The organism is Streptomyces griseomycini, assembly GCF_014203535.1.
GTDB classification, from domain to species: domain Bacteria; phylum Actinomycetota; class Actinomycetes; order Streptomycetales; family Streptomycetaceae; genus Streptomyces; species Streptomyces griseomycini.
In genome coordinates this window covers 604,297-623,368 of sequence record NZ_JACHJI010000001.1, presented here as the reverse complement: position 1 = coordinate 623,368, position 19,072 = coordinate 604,297, and the positions used below count along the sequence as shown (strand labels likewise).

The following is a 19,072-nucleotide window of genomic DNA, read 5'->3' as shown; positions in this document are numbered from 1 at the left end:
TACGGGCCCCCACGTCCCCTATGACCCCTGAGGTCCCTGCTACCCCTAGAACCCCTAGAACCCCTACGAGGCCTCCGAGGGCCGGGGCCGCCTCCGCATCAGGAACGCCGCTCCCGCCCCCGCCCCGAACAGCGCGCCCACCGACACCACCGTCGCCAGCCAGGTCGCGCCGAGCCAGTGGGCGCCGAAGTAGCCGAGGGCCACGCTGTACGCGGCCCAGGACAGGCCCGCCAGGGCCGACCAGGGGAGGAACTCACGGGCCCGGCGGCGTGCGGCGCCGGCGCCGAGGGAGACGACCGAGCGGCCGGCCGGGGCGAAGCGGGCGAGGACGACGAGGGCGCCGCCGCCCCGGGCCAGTGCCGCGCCGAGACGTTCCTGCGCGCGGGTCAGCCGCCGGGAGCGGGCGATCGCCCGGTCCAGACGGGGACCGCCGCGCCAGGCGAGGCGGTAGGCGACCAGGTCGCCCAGGACGGAGGCGGTGGCGGCGCAGAGCGTCAGCACCAGGATGTCGGGCACGTCGGCCGCCGTGCCCGCGGCCGCCGCCGTGGCCGCGGTGATCACCAGGACCCCGCTGGGCAGGACCGGCAGGAACACGTCGAGCAGAACCGAGAGGGCCACCACCGCGTAGATCCATGGACTGCCGACCAGCGACCCGAAACTCTCCACCCGAACTCCCCGTGGCTCCCCCGTGGGCCGCCCCGCGCCGCGCTGTCGCGGGGGGAGCGGCAGGAGTGGCAGGAGTGGCCGTTGACAGCCACCCAGCGTACGCGTGATGTGTGACGGAAGGATCACGGGGGGTTCGTGCGGTCGGTGCCGGGAGTCCGCCGTCTTCCGGTAGGCGCCCGGAGGGCAACGTTCCGGCGAATGCCCGGAGTTCGCCGCTCCGGCGAACGACGGAGGGTGCCCTCCCCGAGCCGGGGAGGGCACCCTCGGGTACGGGTCAGGCCGCCACCGGGGTCTGATCCGCGGTCTGCTTCCCTTCCGCCGACGAGCGCCTGGCGAACAGCCGGTCCAGGCCGAAGGCCCCGGAGCCGGTGAACACCAGCAGGAACATGGCCCAGCAGTACAGGGCCGCGCCCTCGCCGCTGTTCTCGATCGGCCACAGGGCCTCGGGCTGGTGGACCTTGAAGTACGCGTACGCCATCGCGCCGGACGACAGGAACGCGGCGGCGCGGGTGCCGAGGCCGAGCAGGACCAGGCTGCCGCAGACGAGCTCGATCAGGGCCGCGTACCAGCCGGGCCAGGCGCCGGTCTCGACGGTGCCGCCGTTGCCGTCCACACCGCCGAGCACGCCGAGCAGGGAGACGGCGCCGTGGCAGGCGAACAGCAGGCCGACGACTATGCGGAACAGGCCCAGGGCGTACGGCTGGGCGCCGTTGAGGCGACCGGTCATGCGGGGGTCTCCTTCGGTCAGGCCGACCCTGGGACGGGGCCGGTCCGGTGGGGGCGGAACCGAGTCGTCCTCAACGTTAGGGGCCCCTAAGTATTACTTGCAAGTTCAACATCTGGCCATGGATCCGACTCGGCTTGCGGCGATCGCGCGTCCGCCGTCGCACGTGAGTACGGTCGCCACCCCGTCATCACGCTCAACGGCGTGGCCGAATGCACACCTCACCGCACAGGTGGGGCACAGGTTCCCCGACGACCGTCTTTCCGGCGGGTCACCAGCGGAGTCGGGTCACCGGCTCAGCCGGGTCTCCATCACCGTCCTGAGGCGCGCCCCGGCCGCCTGCTCCTGCGTGTGCTCCAGCCGCAGCACCGCCGAGCGCCCCCGGGTCGTCAGCGTCATGAGCTGGTTGCCGAACCACGGCCCGCCCGTCCTGCGCCACGTGACCGGCGGCCGGGCGAGACCGGCGTGCCGCACGAAGACGCCGCCGAGCCGCCGGGCGACGGCGCTCCAGCCGAAGCGGAAGCCGAGCCTCATCGACAGGGGGATGGAGTTGTGGACGGGGGAGCAGGTCAGCTGCACCACCCGGGCGTCGGGCCCGGCCCGCCCCGGCCAGCGGGGCTCGGCGACATAGGCGTGGTGGACGTCACCGGAGAGCACGCACACCGTCGCCGGCGCCTCGGGTCCGGTCCCGGCCTCGTCGATCAGTTCCGCCAGGTCGGCGAAGGACTTCGGGAAGGCCGCCCAGTGCTCCAGGTCCGCCGCGCGCCGCAGCTTCTCCCCGAACCACGCCCAGCGGGCTCCCTTGTCGCCCCGGCACAGCACGGAGCTCCACCCCTCGACGTCGTGCACCAGGTGCGGCAGCAGCCAGGGCAGGGAGGTGCCGATGAGGAGGTGGTCGTAGGAGCCGCGCCCGTCGAGGACCTGTTCGCGCACCCAGGCCGCCTCGCCCGCGTCGAGCATGGAGCGCTCGCCCTCCGTCAGGAAGCGGGCCGCACGGCTGTCCACCATCACCAGCCGCACCCGCCCGAAGTCGCGCCGGTAGCTCCAGCGCACGGTGGTCGCGTCCGCCTCGGCCCGCGCGGCGAAGGCGCGCAGCTCGTCCGTGCCGTCGGCGCTCTCGCGCACGGCCGCGTACAGCGGGTCCGCCGCCAGCTCGGCGGGGGAGAGGTTGCCCAGGTGCTGGTACACCCAGTACGACATCAGACCGCTGAGGATCCGCTCGCGCCACCACGACGTGGCGCGCATGTCCTCGACCCAGGAGGCGGAGGTGTTCCAGTCGTCGATCACGTCGTGGTCGTCGAAGATCATGCAGGTGGGGACGGTGGACAGCAGCCAGCGCACCTGCGGGTCGAGCCAGGACTCGTAGTAGAGGTGGGTGTACTCCTCGTAGTCCGCCACCTGGCCGCCCGGGGGGTCGCTCAGGTCGCGGCGGGTGGCGAGCCAGGCGCGGGTGGCGTCGGAGGTCTCGTCGGCGTACACCTGGTCGCCCAGGAGGAGCAGGACGTCGGGCCGCTCGCCGTCCGGGTCGGCGGCGATGCGTCCGGCCAGGGTGTCCAGGGCGTCGGGGCCGACCGGGTCGTGCTCGCCGGTGGGCGGGGAGGCCCAGCGGCAGGAGCCGAAGGCGACGCGCACGCGGTCGTCGTCGGGGCCCGGGGCGGGGATGGCGGAGGGCGGCAGGGACGGGAAGGGGTCCTCGGCCGGCGGCCACACCCGGGTGCCGTCCAGGAACACCTCGTACGGCGTGGTCGTGCCCGGGGTCAGACCGGTCACCCGGACGAGCGCGTAGTGGTGCCCGGCGACCTGGAAGGTGCCGGCCGTCCCGCCGGCCCCGTCCGCGCAGCGCACCTCGGCGGTGCCCGGGCGGCTCGTCTCGACCCAGACGGTCGCGGACGTGCCGTCGACGTACCTCAACAGTGGTCCGAGCCGCAGTCCGGCCATGGTGACCCCTTCCTCCGTCGCTTCGTACGGTACGCAGCGACGGAGGCCGGAGGGGAGATCCCGGGGCCCAGCGGTTCGCGGGGCGGGTCAGAGGTCCGCCGGACGGCTCAGCGGTCCGCCGGACGGCTCAGCAGTTCGCGAGGTGGCTCTGCAGGGCGGACTTCTCGGCGGGGTCGACCGACAGGCCGTAGTAGTACTTCACCTGGACCCAGGCACGGACGTAGGTGCAGCGGTAGGCGGTGCGCGAGGGCATCCAGGTGGCCGGGTCCTGGTCGCCCTTGGCCTGGTTGACGTTGTCGGTGACGGCGAGGAGCTGCGGGCGGGTCAGGTCGTTGGCGAAGGCCTGGCGGCGCGAGGTGGACCAGGAGTCGGCGCCGGAGTCCCAGGCCTCGGCGAGCGGCACGAGGTGGTCGATGTCGACGTCGGAGGCGGCGGACCAGGTCGCGCCGTCGTACGGGGAGTACCAGCTGCCGCTGGTGGCGTAGCAGGAGGAGTCGGTCCGCACGTTGGAGCCGTCGCGCTTGAGGACGGTCTCGCGGGTGTTGCAGGAGCCGCTGACGGTGATCCAGTGGGGGAACAGGTCGCGGTCGTAGCCGGTGCGGTCCTCGGTGGCCACGGTGAGGGTGGCGAGGTAGCCGCGGGCGGTGGAGGCGCTGATCGGGGTGGGCAGGGCGGCGGAGGCGGTCGGGCCGTTGAGCAGCCCGGCGAAGGCTATGAGCCCGGTGAGCGCCGCGACCGTGCCGAGTCGTCGACGCGCGTAGAACCTGGGCATGCGAACTCCTTGTGGTCTGGGGGTGTCGGAGCGCGAGCAGGGGAATGCTCGCCGCTCCGCGTTGCGGGGAGGGGTGCGTCCGGTGAGAAGTTAGTGACGCGGTCATGTCACGTCTATGGTTCAGGTGTGAAACTTCCGCGCCCGAGGTCGGCGAGGGCCTCGCGTACCATGGGCGGTGCAGAAGGGGAGTAGCTCTTCGCCGGACCGTCGACACACTGCTCAGCACGCCTGAGCCGGCGCCCGGAGGCGGACCTCGTGCGAGGTCGGCCAGCGAGACCTTCGGCAAGCAGTGCACGCCCGTGCCGTACGGCACGGGCGCCGTGTGCGCTGCCGTGCCGAGGTGTCCCGCGAAATCGCGCAGCACTCTCGGCGGGGCAGCCCCGACCGATTGAGGAACCGTTGATCAGCCTGACCGTGACGGCCGTCGTCTTCGGCGTCGTCTTCCTCGCCGAACTTCCGGACAAGACCGCCCTCGCCGGCCTCGTCCTCGGCACCCGCTACCGGGCCTCCTACGTCTTCGCCGGCGTCGCCGCGGCCTTCGCCCTGCACGTCGCGCTGGCGGTGGCGGCCGGGAGCGTGCTCACCCTGCTGCCCCAGCAGCTCGTGCACGCGCTCACGGGTGTGCTCTTCCTGGGCGGCGCGGCGATGCTGCTGATGAAGAAGGACGAGGGGGAGGAGGAGGTCCGCAAGCCGGAGGACCAGAGTTTCTGGAAGGTCTCCGGGGCGGGCTTCATGTTGATCCTCGTCGCCGAGTTCGGCGATCTGACCCAGATCATGACGGCCAACCTCGCCGCCCGCTACGACGACCCGCTCTCCGTCGGCCTGGGTGCGGTGCTCGCGCTGTGGGCGGTGGCCGGGCTCGGCATCGTCGGCGGAAAGGCGCTGATGAAGCGGGTCCCGCTGCGGCTGATCACGCAGATCGCGGCGCTGTTGATGCTGGGCCTCGGCGTGTGGAGCCTGTGGGAGGCGGTCGCCGGGTGACGGCCCTCCGCACGGGCCCGCGGGGGCGACGGGGAGCCGAAGTCTCGGTGAACGGTCGGCGAAGGCGGTGGCGGGATGCCGGGTTTGTTTTGTACCGTGGATGAACAAAGTGGTCCCCGCCCGTTTTCCCTGACCGGCGGGCGGGGCCGCCTTGCACCCCCGGGCACCGCGCCCGGGACCCCTCGGGCACCGCGCCCGACAGCCCCTCGGGTCCCCGCCCGGGCCCCTTCCTCCGCGTCTTGGAGCTGCCGATGACGGCCACCGCCGTACTCACCGCCCGCGCCCTCCTGCTGGACATGGACGGCACCCTCGTCAACTCCGACGCCTCGGTCGAACGCGTCTGGCGCCGCTGGGCCGACCGGCACGGGCTCGACGGGGACGAGGTCATGAAGGTCGTGCACGGGCGCCAGGGGTACGCGTCGATGGCGCTGCTGCTGCCGGACCGGCCGATGAAGCAGAACCACGCGGACAACGCGCGCATGCTCGCCGAGGAGACGGCGGACACCGAGGGCGTCGTCGAGATCCCGGGCGCCCGCGCGTTCCTCGCCTCGCTGCGCGGACTGCCGCACGCGCTCGTGACCTCCGCCGACGTCGCCCTGTCCACCGCCCGGATGGCCGCCGCCGGGCTGGACCTGCCCGCGGTGCGGGTGACCGCGGAGTCCGTCGGCGCGAGCAAGCCGGACCCCGAGGGCTTCCTGAAGGGCGCGGCGGAACTGGGCGTCGACCCCGCCGACTGCGTGGTCTTCGAGGACTCCGGCGCCGGCATCGCCGCGGGGCGCGCCGCGGGGATGCGGGTCGTGGGCGTCGGCCCGCGGGCCGGCTTCCACGACCCGGACGTGGTCGTACGGGACCTGACCCAGGTGCGCGTGGAGGCCGGGTCCGACGGCACCGTCCGGCTGCACGTGACGGAATCCGGGCGCGCGGGGGCGTGACCCCGTTCCCCGGCTCGGTCCGGTCCGGTCCAACCGGATCCGGTCCGGTCCGATCCGGTCCGGACGAAGGCCTACGGCTCCCGGGTCTCCGTCTCCAGCAGGGCACGGGTCCTGGGGCCGTACACGCTCAGCTCGTCCTGGAGGCCGCGGGACCACTGGTAGTTGCGCAGGGCCTCCTCCACGCGGCGGGTGAACTGGCCGTTGATGTCGTCGTTGTACAAGTACAACTGGCGCAGGCGCAGCTGGAGTTCGGTGACCTCCGGGCCCCGGTCGCCGCGCCTCAGGACGGGACCGGTGGGGCCGCGGTCGTCCTCGTCACCCTCCTCGAGGGAGTCGACGGGCGCGCTGCTCGTCGGGGTCACGGACGGTTCGGCCGACTGCGACGGGCTCGGCGAGGCACTGGACGCCGAGGGCGAGGGGGAGGCCGACGGGCTCGCGCTCGCGGTCGCCGAGGCCGACGGGGAGGCGGAGGTCGGCGCGGCGGAGGGCGCGCTCGGCGTCGGCTCCGCGGACGGCGAGGCGGACGAGGGGTCCGGCACGCCCACCCTGACGTCCTCCGGCAGCGCGCCGTCCCGGGACGGCGTCTCGTAGGAGAACAGCCCGCTCGCCCACCCGGCCGCGCCCACCACGGCCACGACGGCCCCGGCGGCCGCGAGCAGGGCGGTGCGGCGGCGCCGGCGCGGGGGAGCGGCGTCCTGGCCGGTGGCGTCGTCCACGGCCGGGGCGGCCTCGGACGGGCGCGGGTGCCCGGTCTCGAACAGGTGCAGGTCCGCGGCGCTCGGCTCGGTGGCGGGCGGCGCGAGCGGGGTGGGGAGCACGGACGTGGGGGCCCCGGCGTCCGGTGCGCCCGGGACGGGGGACGCGTCCGGGGTGACGGTGCGCAACGGCATGGTCGCGTCGGCCGCCTGCGGTGCCCCGGACCCCGCGGGGACGTCCGGCGCGTCCGGTGCGCTCGGCGCCTGCCCGGTTCCCCGTCCGCCGTCCGGCGCGTCCTGCGTGCCGTCGCCCGGTGCACGGCCCGGCGCGTCCGCCGCGCTCCCCGCCGTCCCGCCGTCCAGCTCGACGTACGGCCGGATGCGCAGCGGGTCGAAGTCCTCCGCCGCGGCCGCCTGGGCCGTGCGGGCGTCGCGCAGGGCGTCGGACGCGCGGAGGGTGCAGGCACAGGACGGCGTGTTGTCCCTGTGCCTGGGCGCACCGCACTCCGGGCACGGGTTCCCGTTCGGCTGTTCCACGTGTCGTCCCTCCCCTCGCGAACTCCAGAGATTATGCAGATCTTCTTCACAGCTCGGTTCGCGCGCCCCCGGAACGCGGAGTTCCGTCAGGACTCAACAGGCCATAACGGGTCACACCGATCACGATGGAGGGGAAAACGAGAACCTGGGGAGGTCTTCATGGCCCGGGACGCACACGGAACGACGCCGAAGGCGGGCGACGCGCAGCCCTCACCCGGCGCCGGACCGCCCGCCCGTGGCGCCGGCGCCGGGGAACAGGTGTCCGGCAACGTCCTCGTCTCGATCGGCGCGCTGCTGCTCGGCCTGCTGCTCGCCGCCCTCGACCAGACCATCGTGGCCACCGCACTGCCCACCATCGTCAGCGAGCTGGGCGGCCTGGAGCACCTGTCCTGGGTGGTCACCGCCTATCTGCTGGCCTCCACCGCCGCGACCCCGCTGTGGGGCAAGCTCGGCGACCAGTACGGGCGCAAGAAGCTCTTCCAGGCCGCCATCGTGATCTTCCTGGTGGGCTCGGCGCTGTGCGGCGCGGCACAGGACATGTCCCAGCTGATCGCGTTCCGCGCGCTCCAGGGACTGGGCGGCGGCGGACTGATCGTGCTGTCGATGGCGATCGTCGGGGACCTCGTCCCGCCGCGCGAACGCGGCCGCTACCAGGGCCTGTTCGGGGCGGTCTTCGGCACGACGAGTGTCCTCGGGCCGCTGCTCGGCGGGCTGTTCACCGAACACCTGAGCTGGCGCTGGGTGTTCTACGTCAACCTGCCCGTCGGGGTCGTCGCGCTCGCCGTGATCGCGGCGGTGCTGCACATCCCGCGCAGGGCGACGAAGCACGTCATCGACTACCTCGGCACCCTCCTCATCGCCTCCGTCGCCACCTCCCTGGTCCTGGTCGCCTCCCTCGGCGGCACCACCTGGAGCTGGGGCTCGCCGCAGATCGTCGGGCTCGCGGTGCTGGGCGTCGTCCTCGCCGTCGTCTTCGTGGCCGTCGAGCGGCGGGCCGCCGAACCGGTGCTGCCGCTCAAGCTGTTCCGCGTGCGGACCTTCACGCTCTCCGCCGTGATCAGCTTCATCGTCGGCTTCGCCATGTTCGGCGCGCTGACCTACCTGCCGACCTACCTCCAGGTGGTGCAGGGCGTCACCCCCACCATGTCCGGCGTGCACATGCTGCCGATGGTGGCCGGCATGCTGCTGGCCTCGACCGGCTCCGGACAGATCGTCAGCCGCACCGGCCGCTGGAAGGTCTTCCCCCTCGCGGGCACCGCCGTCACCACCCTCGGACTGCTGCTGCTCCACCAGCTCGACGCGCACAGCTCCACCGCCGTGACGAGCCTCTCCTTCTTCGTCCTCGGCTCCGGGCTCGGCCTGGTGATGCAGGTCCTGGTGCTGATCGTGCAGAACGCCGTCCCCTACGAGGACCTCGGCGTCGCCACCTCCGGCGCGACCTTCTTCCGGTCCATCGGCGCCTCCTTCGGCGTCGCCGTCTTCGGCACGATCTTCGCCGGCCGCCTCGGCGACGAACTCACGGCCGCCCTCCGCGGCGCGCGACTGCCGCCCGGCGTCTCCGCCGGCTCGCTGGAGGCCGACCCGCGCGGCATCGCCGCCCTGCCGCCCGCGCTGCGCGGCCCGGCCGTCGACTCCTACGCCACCGCCATCACCGACGTCTTCCTGTACGCCGCTCCCGTGGCCCTCCTCGGCTTCCTGCTGGCCTGGTTCCTCAAGGAGGACCGGCTGCGCGCCTCGGTCACCGCGCCCGACGCCACCGAGACGCTGGCCAGCAACCCCGTGGAGCGGTCGTCGTACGACGAGGTGTACCGCGCGCTGTCGCTGCTCGGCACCCGGGAGGGACGGCGCGAGGCCTACCGGAGGATCACCGCGCGCGCGGGCTACGACCTGCTGCCCGCGGCGAGCTGGCTGCTGCTGCGGATCAGGAAGTACGGCACGGTGGAACCGGCCCGGCTCGCCGAGCGCGGCCCCGTCCCGCTGGGCGTCGTCATCGAGGCCGCCCGCCAGCTCGAGGTCCGGCACCTCGCCGTGCGCCGGGGACTCGACCTCGTCCCGACCGACGAGGGGCGCGAGGTGGCCGAGCGGCTGGCGCGTGCCCGGGAGGACTCCCTGGCCGAACTGCTCGGCGACTGGTGGGGGCCGGACCGCCCGACCGACCTGGTGCAGCTGGTGCACGAGCTGTCCGACGAGCTGTGCGGCGCGCAGGGGGAGCGCCCGGACCGCGAGCGCCCGCTCACGCGGGTCGGGTGAGGCGGCGCCGTGCCGCCGGCCGGCCGAGTTCCTTGGCGAACCAGTGCTCGGCGTACGGATCGGCGTTGTGCGGCTCGGTCTCCGCATAGCCGAGCCGGGCGTACAGGGCCCGCGCCTCGACGAGGTCCCCGCGCGTGTCGAGGATCATCCGGGCGGCACCGGACGCGCGGGCCGCGTCCTCGGCGGCCCGCACCAGCAGTGCCGCCCCGCCCCTGCCCCGCATCCCCTCGTGGAGGAACACCCGGGTGAGTTCGGCGGTCGAGTCGTCCAGCAGCCGGACGCCCGCGCTGCCGGCCGGCTCCCCCGCGTACCGCGCGACCAGCAGCAGGCCCCTCGGCGGCACGAGGTCACCGCCCGACTGCGCCGCGATCCCGCGCTCCAGTTCCCCGGGATCGGTCCGGCGTCCCTCGTGCAGCAGGTACCAGCGGTCGCTGACCTCCGTGTAGTACGCCCGCCAGAGCGCGGCGGCGACGGGGGAGTCGGGCGGTTCCGGGGCGATGGTCCAGGACATGACCGCATTCTCGGCGGCCCCTCCGGCGGGCGCGCAAGCGGATATGCCGCCCGCGCCGCGCGGGACCGGTGGCGTCCGGCAACTGTTTGCGGGTGAACCTTCGGGCAACCCGGTAGACGAACCGGCTCGAGAGGAGTGCCGGCCTGGCCGAGAATCCGGAAGGCATTCATGTCCACTGGCCTGATCATTGCTCTGATCGTGATTGTCGCGCTCGTCGTCGCCGCCGTGGCCGTCGTGACCCTGCGCGCCCGCGGCCCGCTGCACGGCACGCAGCTGAAGCGGCGCTTCGGGCCCGAGTACGACCGGGCCGTCGCCCGGCACGACGGGGACGCCAGGGCCGCCGAGCGGGAGCTCGCCGAGCGCGTGGAGCGCCACGGCGGCCTGCGGGAGCGGCCGCTGGAGCCCGCCGAGCGGGATCGGTACGTGGCGCGCTGGACGGCCGCGCAGGAGCGGTTCGTCGACGCGCCGGGCGACGCGGTCGCCGAGGCGGACCGGCTGCTCGCCGAGCTGGCCGGCGCCAAGGGCTTCCCGGACGGCGGGCACTACGAGGACCAGCTCGCCGCGCTGTCCGTGCACCACGCCCGCCACGTCGAGGGCTACCGGCGCGTGCACCGGGTGGCCCAGGCGCGCGCGAGGGGCGCGCACGACGGCGGCGCGGGCACCGAGGAGATGCGCGAGGCCCTGGTCGAGGCCCGCGCCCTGTTCGACGAACTGGTCCGGCCGTCCGCCCACGACCGCGGACGCCACCGGGCCGACGCGGACGTCGCGCGCAGGTCCCCGGCCGGCCGCGGCCACCGCGTGCCGTCGATGTTCCACCGACACCAGGCGAAGGAGAGCTGAGCGAGATGTCCGACGCGACCCGACGCCCCGGAGACGACCCGCTGCTCCCCGACGACACCCGCACCGCCCCGGACGCCCGCACCGCCCCGGGCGCCGGCACCGCCCCGGACGCCCGCACCGCCCCGGGCGCCGGCACCGCCCCGGACGCCCGCACCGCCCCGGGTGCCGGTACCGCCCCGGGAACCGGCACCGGTCTGGGCGCCGGTACCACCCCGGGCGCCGGTACCGCTCCGGGCGTCGGCACCGCCTCGGGTGCCGGTACCGCCCCGGGCGCCGGCACCGGTCTGGGTGCCGGCACCACCCCGGGTACCGGCACCGCCCCGGGCGGCGACCCCGCACACCACGGCCCGGGCCACGACGGCGAAGGGACCGAGGGCGCCCGTCCCCGGCTCCTCCCGCACGACGACGGCGACCGGATCAGCGCGCGGCTGCGGCACGCCGTGGCCGGGTTCGTCGACGCGCCCCGGGACGCCGTCGAGGAGGCCGACCGCGTCCTGCAGGAACTCACCGCGCGCGTCACGGACGCGGTGACCGAGCGGCGCCGCACCCTGCGGCGGTCCTGGCAGGCCGCCGACGCCGAGGACGGCGGGAGCGCCGCGGCGACCGACACCGAGCAGTTGCGCCTCGCCCTGCGGGACTACCGCGCACTGGCGGAGCGACTGCTACGCGTCTGACCCGCCAGGCCCGTCCGCCCCGCCCGCCGCGGCCCGGCGCTCCCGCCACTGCCGTACGACGTCCTCGACGTCGTACGGCTTCTTGCCCAGCGGGGGCCCGGGCGGCGGCTTGAACATCATCTCGCGGATCCTGTCGTTGATCTCCGCGAGGATCTTCCGCACGATCCGCTCCGAGGGGGCCGCGAGGGCCGCCTGCAGCGCGTCCTCGGCCTCCTTGCGCAGGGCCAGCGCCGGCGGGAGCACGGAGAAGCCCTCGCGGGCCATCTTCCGCTTGACCCACCACAGTTCGTCGTACGTGGCCTCCACGTCGCGCGGGAGCGGCCGACCCGCCCCCGGCAGCCGTTCGAACTCCCCGCGTGCCTCCGCGTCACGGATCTGCTTGTCGGCCCAGGACTCGAAGTCGACGCCGGGTGGCTTCCGCTCGGTCATGGGATCATTGTGCCGGACGCCACACGGCCGGGCGATTTATCATGCGGCGGCAAGCCGGTCCGGCCGCCGTGCCGGGCCGTTCCGGTCAAGGACGTCCCGTCTCAGGAGGAGCGCACGTGCTCGAACTCACCATGGCCGCCGTGGCCGAGGCGGAAGCGGGAGCCACGGCCGGAATGCTCATGGCCGACGCGCCCAGCGAGCCGGGCACCGTGCTGCGGGTGGGCCGGGACAAGTCGGTGTGCCGGCTCTCCACGCCGGACGACTGGCTGTTCGTCTCCCGGGTCCACCTGGAGTTCCAGTGCCTGCAGGACGGCACCTGGCAGCTGACCTGGCTGCGCGGATCGCTGCCCGAGCCGTCCTCCGAGGTCCGGCTGACCGTCGGGGAGTACGCCCACCCGGTCGCCTACGGCGGCACCGTGGCGCTGCCCCGGGGCGGCAGCGGCGAGGTCGTCATCCAGGACCGCACCGCCCCGCGCAGCGTCAACGTGGGCTTCTACCACGAGGTGTGAGGCACCGGCCGAAGCACTGCCGGCGCCACTGGGGTCTTTCGTCTGGATCAGGGAGCGGGTTCTGGTGCCGTGCATCGCGAGGCGGAGGAGGGCGGCAGGGCGGAGCCCCGCCGACCGACGACAACGCGGCGAGGCACGGCACCAGAACCCGCGAGCCCGGCCTGATCCAGACGAGAGGCCCTAGGCGAGCACCCGGACCAGCGCGAAGCCGTCGTACTCCTTGGCGCCGACCGTCTGGACCGCCGTGCCGCTCAGCCTCGGGTGGCTTCCGATCAGGTCGAGCGCGGCACGGGTGCCGAGCACGTCCGGGTCGGTGTCGCCGGGGTCGGCCACCCGGCCGCCCCGTACGACGTTGTCCAGGACGATCAGGCTGCCCGTGCTGGTGAGCTTCAGGGCCCACTCCACGTAGTGCGGGTTGTTGACCTTGTCCGCGTCGATGAAGACGAGGTCGAACGGGGGCGGGTTCTCGTCGGCCAGCTCGGGCAGCGACTCCAGCGCCGGGCCCACCCGCACCTCGACCTGCCGGTCGAGTCCCGCGCGGGCGATGTTGCGGACGGCGACCTCGGCGTGCCGGGGGTCGTACTCCAGGGAGATCAGCCGCCCGTCGGCCGGGAGGGCGCGGCCCAGCCAGATGGTGCTGTAGCCGCCGAGCGTGCCGATCTCCAGGATGTGCCGGGCGCCCTGCACCTGGGCGAGGAGCTGGAGCAGCTTGCCCTGGGCGGGCGACACGGCGATGGGCGGGAGGCCGGCGGCCTCGCTGTCGCGCAGGGCGGCCGCCAGCGCCTCGTCCTCGAGGGCGTCGGGCAGGAGGCGGGCGGTGAGGTAGGCGTCCACTTCGTGCCAGAGCCGCGACTCGCTCATGCACCTGTACCTTCCGTACGGCTAGTTAGCTTGTCTAACTAGTGACGCTGACGAAGATAGTGGTGCACGGGTTCCCCGTCGGGGAATTCCTCCCGGCCGGTGCCCTCAGCGTGTCCCGGCCGCCTCCAGCGACGGCGCCGAACCCGGCAGCGGGCGTCCCGCCGACTCCGCCATGCGCCACACCGCGAACCCGCCGATCACGGCCGCCGCCATCATGTAGTAGGCGGGCATCATCATGTCGCCGGTCGCGCCGATCAGGGCCGTGACCACCAGCGGGGTCGTGCCGCCGAACAGGGACACCGAGACGTTGAAGCCGATCGACAGCGAGCCGTAGCGCACGCGGGTCGGGAACAGCGCGGGGAGCGCGGACGGCATGGCCGCGGTGAAGCACACCAGCAGCAGGCCGAGGGCGCCCATGCCGGCGGCGACCGCGAGCAGGCCGCCGTCGCGGATCAGCAGCAGCGCCGGGACGGACAGGACCAGGAATCCGGCGCACCCGGCCGCGATCACCGGGCGGCGGCCGATCCGGTCGGTCAGCGCGCCGGCGAACGGCTGGACGATCATCATCAGCACCATCACGCCGAGGACCACGAGCAGACCGTGCGTCGCGTCGTAGCCCAGCTCGCTGGTGAGGTAGCTCGGCATGTACGACAGCAGCATGTAGTCGGTGACGTTGAAGACCAGCACCAGGGCCACGCACAGCAGCAGCGCGCGCCACTGGCCGGCCACCGTCTCGCGCAGCGGCACCTTCGGGCGGCTGCTCTCCGCCTTCTCGACCTCGGCCGCGAACGCCGGCGTCTCCTCCAGGCGCATGCGCAGGTAGAGGCCGATGATGCCCATCGGGCCCGCGATCAGGAACGGGATGCGCCAGCCCCAGGACAGCAGGTCCTCCGAGGAGAGCAGCGCGGTCATCAGGGTGACCAGGCCCGCACCGCCGATGTACCCGGCGAGCGTGCCGAACTCCAGCCAGCTGCCGAGGAAGCCGCGCCGCTTGTCGGGGGCGTACTCGGCGATGAAGGTGGACGCGCCGGCGTACTCGCCGCCGGTGGAGAAGCCCTGCACCAGGCGGGCGGCCAGCAACAGGATCGGGGCGCCCACGCCGATCGCGGCGTAGGACGGGATGAGGCCGATGGCGAAGGTGCCCGCCGCCATCATGATCATCGTGAGGGCGAGGACCTTCTGCCGCCCCACGCGGTCGCCGAGCGGGCCGAAGACCATGCCGCCGAGCGGGCGGACCAGGAAGGCCGCGGCGAAGGCGCCGAACGTGGACAGCAGCTGGGCGGTGGGGTTGCCCGAGGGGAAGAAGACCTTGCCCAGCGTGACCGCGATGTAGCTGTAGACACCGAAGTCGAACCATTCCATCGCGTTGCCGAGCGCCGCCGCCTTCACGGCGCGCCGGATGAGCGCGGGGTCGGTGACGGTGGGGGCGGTGGGGCCGTGCGTCTGCGCGGTGCCGGTCTTCCGCGACGTGTACGAGGACGGGGGAGCGGCGACTGAGGCAGTCGACAAAGCTACGCTCGCCTACCTTTCGACGGGGACAGGGACGGGTCCGCGCGGCGGCGCTGTCGGGCGGGCCGAAAAAACGACGATAGGCGGAGTTGGTCCCCCTACGGGCGGTACGCGCTTAGCTGCATACAGCATCTAAATGTGGCGTACGCAGGAGCGCAGCCCTCCCCGCGGCGCCCCCGCCGGCCTCCCGCTGTGACTCATCTCGCGCCCCCGGAGGACGTCCCGGTCCCCCCGTGCTCCGTCGTCATCCGGACAAAAGCGGGAGGGGTGTCAGGCGAAGTGGGGGTCGCCCGCGTCTCTGCCCAGGGGCGGTGCGAGCCTCATAGGGTGCGCAGGGTGAACCCCCACGCACAGGACGTGGGCGATCGGGGCGGGGAGGCCGACGAGGCGTGGCGAATGCGGAGCACAGCGGGCGACCGGCGGAGGGGTTGGGGACGGCGGCCGTCGGCGGCCCCCGGGCACGGCTGCGGGCGGCCCGCCTCGGACTGTGGTTACTCGCGGCCGTCCTCGTCGTGCGACAGGTGGCCGCCGTCCTGACCACCCCGCGCGGGGAGCGGCTGACGGACCTGGAGACCTGGGTGGGCCCCGAGGGCGTGCTGCACGTCAGCGGCTCCCTCTACGACTCCACCCGCTTCACCGGCACCCCCTTCGGCGGGCTCGTCCTCAAGCCCCTCACCCGGTCGGCGGAGCAGGCCCTCGGCTGGGGCTGGACCTTCGGCACGCTGCTGCTGGTCGTCGCCCTCGGCGCGATCGCCGCCCGCGCCCTGCCCCGGCCGGTCGGCCGGCGCACCGCGCTGCTCGCCGCCCCGGTCGCCGTCAGCCTGCTCATGCTGTCCCTGCCGGTGCGCACCACCCTGTGGCTCGGCCAGACCAGCATCATCCCGGTCCTCCTCGTCCTGCTGGGCTGCTTCGTCGCGCACGGTCAGCGGGCCGGCGGCGCCCTGATCGGCGTCGCGGCGGCCCTCCAGCCCACCCTGCTGCTCTTCGCGCCGCTGCTGTGGTTCACCGGCCGCCGCCGGGCCGCCGCCGCCACGGGCCTCACCTTCGCCGCGGCCACCGCGCTCGCCTGGGCCGCGATGCCGCAGGACTCCCACACCTACTGGGTGCACCACATGGCGGGCGTCGGCCTCGGCGGTCCCGCCGACGACCTCGCCAACCAGTCCCTGCACGGCGCCCTGCTCCGCCTCGGCCTCGAAGGCCCCCTCGAGATCGGCCTCTTCCTGCTGCTCGGCGCGGCGGTCGTGGCCGTCGCCCTGCGCCGCGCCGTCCGTTACGCCCGCGACGGCCAGCTGCTGCTCGCCGTCGCCGTCACCGGCTGCGCCGTCGTCGTCGTCTCCCCGACCGCCTGGCAGCACCAGCTGCTCTGGGTGCTCCTCACGGTCGTCGGCCGGGTCGGCGGGCGCGCCTCCGACCGGCCGGTGTGGCCCGTCGCCGTCGTCCTGGTGATGACGCTGCCCGCCAGGATGATGCTGCCGAACATGGCCGTGCTCCACCCGTTGCGCGACAACGTCGTCCTGATCGCCGCCCTGGCCGCCGCCACCGCCGTCCCGTTCCTGTCCCGCACCTCGCCGTACTTCCGGTCGCCCGTGCCGACCCGGTACGCCGATCCGGTCCCGGCCCGCCTCCGGTCCGTCCCGCTGCTGCCGTTCCTGCGCCGGGTGCTCACCCGCCCGAACCTCCTGCTCGAGCTCCTGCTGATCCGCGTCACGTACGCCGCGTACGCCAAGGTCCGGCTCGCCGCGACCGGCGGCAGCAACTCGGCCGGCCGCGCCCGCGCCGAGGAACACGGACAGCAGATCCTCGACCTCGAGCGCGTGCTCCACCTGGACATCGAGTACGCGGTCAACCACGCCGTCGTGAAGATCGGCTGGCTGCGGAACTTCTTCGACTTCTACTACACGTCGTTCCACTTCGCCGTCCCGCTCACCGTTCTCGGCCTGCTGTACTGGCGCCGCCCCGTCGACTACCGCTGGGCGCGGACGAGCCTCGGCTTCGCCACCCTCCTCGCCCTGGTCGGCTTCTGGCTCTACCCGCTGGCCCCGCCGCGCCTGATGCCGCACCTCGGGATCATCGACACGGTCCACGGCGTGCAGGACTTCTCCCAGCCCGACTACGGCACGCTCACCGCCCTCACCAACCAGTACGCGGCGATGCCGTCGCTGCACTTCGGCTGGTCCCTGTGGTGCGGACTGGTGATCGCGGTCATCGCGCCCAGGGTGTGGATGAAGGCGCTCGGCCTGCTCCACCCGCTGTTCACGGCCGCCGCGATCGTCGCCACCGGCAACCACTGGATCCTGGACGCGGTCGGCGGGGCGATCGTCGTCGGCGCCGGCTTCGGGCTGACGTACCTGCTCCAGGGGCCGCGCGCCCGGACGGTGCCGGCCGCGGCCGAGACCGAGCGCACGGCCGGGACCGCCGTCGAGGCCGGCGGTGAGGCCCGCGGCGCGGCCGGGGACGAGGCCGGCCGCGAGGTCAGCAGCGAGTCGACGGAGCCGGAGAGGGACCGTACTCCGAGCTGATCCGGTACTCGCCCGGCGCGGACACCGTGAGCCGCGTGAACTCGCCCTGGCGGCTCAGGCACCCGCCGTCGCTGCGCAGCCAGGGCGAGTACGCGATCCGCACGGTCACCGGCCCCGGCCGGGACACGCGCAGCACGAGGTCCGCGCCGGAGGTCCGCACGACCGCTCCGGGCGCGGAGACGAGCGGCACGGCGTCCCGCACGCGGAACACCTGCCAGTGGGCGTCGTGCCAGACGGGCAGGAGCCAGTCGGGCCGGGTGCGGTCGTCGCGCAGGAGCCGGGCCTCCTCCTCGGCGGGCCCGTCGGGCTCGGCGCGCGGCAGCACGACGAACCCGACCGCCCACCGGTCCAGCCACTCCCGGTAGGCGGCGGCGGAGAAGGAACCGTCGTAGAAGAGCCGGGCCCGCTCCACGTCGAGCTGACGGTTCCAGCCGCGCGCGAGGTGGACGTACGGCGCGAGGGCGGCCGCCTCCCGGTGGTCGCGCGCGGGCACGACCTCGACCCGGGACCGGTCGGCGCCGAGCCCTTCGAGGGCCCGTACGACACCGTGGGTGTGCACGGCCCAGGCCGGGACGACGGTGTACTCCCTCAGGTCGTCGGCGGTCTTCTTCCCGAGCCAGCCGACGGAGAAGACGAGGACGGCGACGAGCAGGTTGCGGCGCAGGGCGCGTGCCCCCGGCTGGGCGAGGAGGGCGGCGAGGAGGACGACCGGCGCGGCGTACTCGGCGAACCGCTCCACGTTCGTGCCGACGGGGGAGGGGACGAGGTACACGAGCACGGTCCCGGCCGCGTAGACGACCCCGCTCCAGCGGGCCACCCGCCAGGCGGGCGGGGCGAGCGCGGCGACGGCGAGACCGAGGAGGACGGGGGGCCATATTCGGGAGGCGGGCATGGGCTGCTCGCCGGCGAAGGGGAAGAGCAGGCCGGTCGTCCCGACGACGAGGGCGGGCGGGAGGAGCAGGGCCGTGGCGGGCGCCGGCCGCCGGCCGAGCAGGAACCCGGCGCCGACGACGGCGAGGAACAACCCGGCGACCGGGGACGCCATGGTGGCGAGGGCGGCGTGGACGCCGGCCGGGGCGAGACGTTTCTGCCGGGTGAGGAGGAGACAGGCGGCGAGCCCGAAGGCGACACCGAGGGCGAAGGTGGTGCGTCCGGAGGCGACGTTGCACCACAGGGCGAGGGAGGCGAGGAGAGCGGGGGCGAGGGGTCTTCGGAGCCGCGCGCGCCGGATCAGCGCGGCGGCCAGCCAGGTGGCGGTGACCCCGGAGACGACGGTGAGGGCGCGGACACCGAGGGCGGCCATGAGGTACGGCGAGACGATGCTGTAGTTGGCGGTGTGCGTCCCGCCGTACCAGAAGAGGTTGTACGCGGAGTCCCCGTGCCGGGCGGCGAAGTGGGCCCAGGCGTCCTGGGCGGCGAGGTCCCCGCCGCCGGTGGCGAGACAGCCCCACCAGAGGGCGTAGAGGGGGAGGGCGGGGAGGGTCGCGAGGAGGGGGACGCGGTGGCGTCGGCACAGGGTGCGGAGTGAGTGGTTCCGCTGGAGGGCCGTGTCCGCTTCTTGCTGGGTCGGGGCGAGTTCGGCAGGGGGCACGGTTGCGAAGACGTGGAACGGGACGGGGGCGTTCACTGCGGGGCGCTCCCGGGGCGGGGCGCGGAAGCGCGACACCGGCCGAGGAGCGGACGGCCCACGGTCACGTCACTCACGCAGGGGACGGCGAAGGCGGC

Annotated in this window: 17 protein-coding genes; 7 read left to right on the top strand and 10 right to left on the bottom strand. The window is 74.1% G+C overall.

Going from position 1 to position 19,072, the window contains the following annotated elements:
* Positions 1–63: 63 nt before the first annotated feature.
* The 4 genes from FHS37_RS02850 to FHS37_RS02835 form a co-directional block, all read right to left on the bottom strand.
* Positions 64–666, bottom strand: a complete 603-nt coding sequence (locus FHS37_RS02850) for a DedA family protein (protein WP_184817397.1) — start codon at positions 664–666, stop codon at positions 64–66.
* A gap of 274 nt (positions 667–940) precedes the next feature.
* Positions 941–1,393: a DoxX family protein gene (locus FHS37_RS02845; RefSeq protein WP_184817396.1), complete on the bottom strand. Its 453-nt coding sequence runs from the start codon at positions 1,391–1,393 to the stop codon at positions 941–943.
* Between the two features lie 285 nt (positions 1,394–1,678).
* Entirely contained in the window at positions 1,679–3,328 is a 1,650-nt protein-coding gene (locus tag FHS37_RS02840) for an alkaline phosphatase D family protein (protein WP_184817395.1), read from the bottom strand.
* 127 nt (positions 3,329–3,455) lie between these two features.
* A complete protein-coding gene (locus FHS37_RS02835; RefSeq protein ID WP_184817394.1) occupies positions 3,456–4,100 on the bottom strand; it encodes an HNH endonuclease family protein in 645 nt (214 codons plus the stop codon).
* Positions 4,101–4,499: 399 nt separating this feature from the next.
* Here FHS37_RS02835 and FHS37_RS02830 point away from each other — a divergent pair, with 399 nt between their 5' ends.
* Positions 4,500–5,081, top strand: coding sequence for a TMEM165/GDT1 family protein (locus FHS37_RS02830; protein WP_184817393.1), 582 nt, complete (start codon positions 4,500–4,502; stop codon positions 5,079–5,081).
* Positions 5,082–5,332: 251 nt separating this feature from the next.
* On the top strand, positions 5,333–6,013 hold the full coding sequence (locus FHS37_RS02825; protein ID WP_184817392.1) for an HAD-IA family hydrolase: 681 nt from the start codon (positions 5,333–5,335) through the stop codon (positions 6,011–6,013).
* 71 nt (positions 6,014–6,084) lie between these two features.
* Here the strand turns inward: FHS37_RS02825 and FHS37_RS02820 are convergent, their stop codons facing one another.
* Positions 6,085–7,245: a peptidoglycan-binding protein gene (locus FHS37_RS02820; RefSeq protein ID WP_184817391.1), complete on the bottom strand. Its 1,161-nt coding sequence runs from the start codon at positions 7,243–7,245 to the stop codon at positions 6,085–6,087.
* A gap of 159 nt (positions 7,246–7,404) precedes the next feature.
* Between FHS37_RS02820 and FHS37_RS02815 the strand changes: the two genes are divergently transcribed.
* Positions 7,405–9,495, top strand: a complete 2,091-nt coding sequence (locus tag FHS37_RS02815) for an MDR family MFS transporter (RefSeq protein WP_184817390.1) — start codon at positions 7,405–7,407, stop codon at positions 9,493–9,495.
* Here the strand turns inward: FHS37_RS02815 and FHS37_RS02810 are convergent.
* Entirely contained in the window at positions 9,479–10,006 is a 528-nt protein-coding gene (locus FHS37_RS02810) for a GNAT family N-acetyltransferase (protein ID WP_184817389.1), read from the bottom strand. The two genes, FHS37_RS02815 and FHS37_RS02810, sit on opposite strands and share 17 nt — an antisense overlap.
* A gap of 168 nt (positions 10,007–10,174) precedes the next feature.
* Between FHS37_RS02810 and FHS37_RS02805 the strand changes: the two genes are divergently transcribed.
* Together FHS37_RS02805 and FHS37_RS02800 are read left to right on the top strand one after the other, a co-directional pair.
* Complete coding sequence (locus tag FHS37_RS02805) at positions 10,175–10,846, top strand: hypothetical protein (protein ID WP_184817388.1); 672 nt, start codon at positions 10,175–10,177, stop codon at positions 10,844–10,846.
* Positions 10,847–10,851: 5 nt separating this feature from the next.
* Positions 10,852–11,520 (top strand): hypothetical protein, encoded by a 669-nt coding sequence (locus tag FHS37_RS02800; RefSeq protein WP_184817387.1) that lies wholly within the window; start codon positions 10,852–10,854, stop codon positions 11,518–11,520.
* Here the strand turns inward: FHS37_RS02800 and FHS37_RS02795 are convergent.
* Positions 11,509–11,949, bottom strand: a complete 441-nt coding sequence (locus FHS37_RS02795; RefSeq protein ID WP_184817386.1) for a DnaJ family domain-containing protein — start codon at positions 11,947–11,949, stop codon at positions 11,509–11,511. The genes FHS37_RS02800 and FHS37_RS02795 overlap by 12 nt on opposite strands.
* Before the next feature lie 116 nt (positions 11,950–12,065).
* On the opposite strand from FHS37_RS02795, the gene FHS37_RS02790 reads away from it, so the two are divergent.
* A complete protein-coding gene (locus FHS37_RS02790; protein WP_184817385.1) occupies positions 12,066–12,458 on the top strand; it encodes an FHA domain-containing protein in 393 nt (130 codons plus the stop codon).
* Positions 12,459–12,638: 180 nt separating this feature from the next.
* Here FHS37_RS02790 and FHS37_RS02785 read toward each other — a convergent pair whose 3' ends face one another.
* Both FHS37_RS02785 and proP read right to left on the bottom strand, forming a co-directional pair.
* A complete protein-coding gene (locus FHS37_RS02785; protein WP_184817384.1) occupies positions 12,639–13,319 on the bottom strand; it encodes an O-methyltransferase in 681 nt (226 codons plus the stop codon).
* A gap of 105 nt (positions 13,320–13,424) precedes the next feature.
* On the bottom strand, positions 13,425–14,828 hold the full coding sequence (proP, locus tag FHS37_RS02780; RefSeq protein ID WP_184817383.1) for a glycine betaine/L-proline transporter ProP: 1,404 nt from the start codon (positions 14,826–14,828) through the stop codon (positions 13,425–13,427).
* A gap of 389 nt (positions 14,829–15,217) precedes the next feature.
* On the opposite strand from proP, the gene FHS37_RS02775 reads away from it, so the two are divergent.
* On the top strand, positions 15,218–17,347 hold the full coding sequence (locus FHS37_RS02775; RefSeq protein ID WP_184817382.1) for a bifunctional glycosyltransferase 87/phosphatase PAP2 family protein: 2,130 nt from the start codon (positions 15,218–15,220) through the stop codon (positions 17,345–17,347).
* Here FHS37_RS02775 and FHS37_RS02770 read toward each other — a convergent pair.
* Entirely contained in the window at positions 17,301–18,938 is a 1,638-nt protein-coding gene (locus FHS37_RS02770) for a DUF8823 domain-containing protein (RefSeq protein ID WP_184817699.1), read from the bottom strand. The genes FHS37_RS02775 and FHS37_RS02770 overlap by 47 nt on opposite strands.
* Positions 18,939–19,072 lie beyond the last annotated feature (134 nt).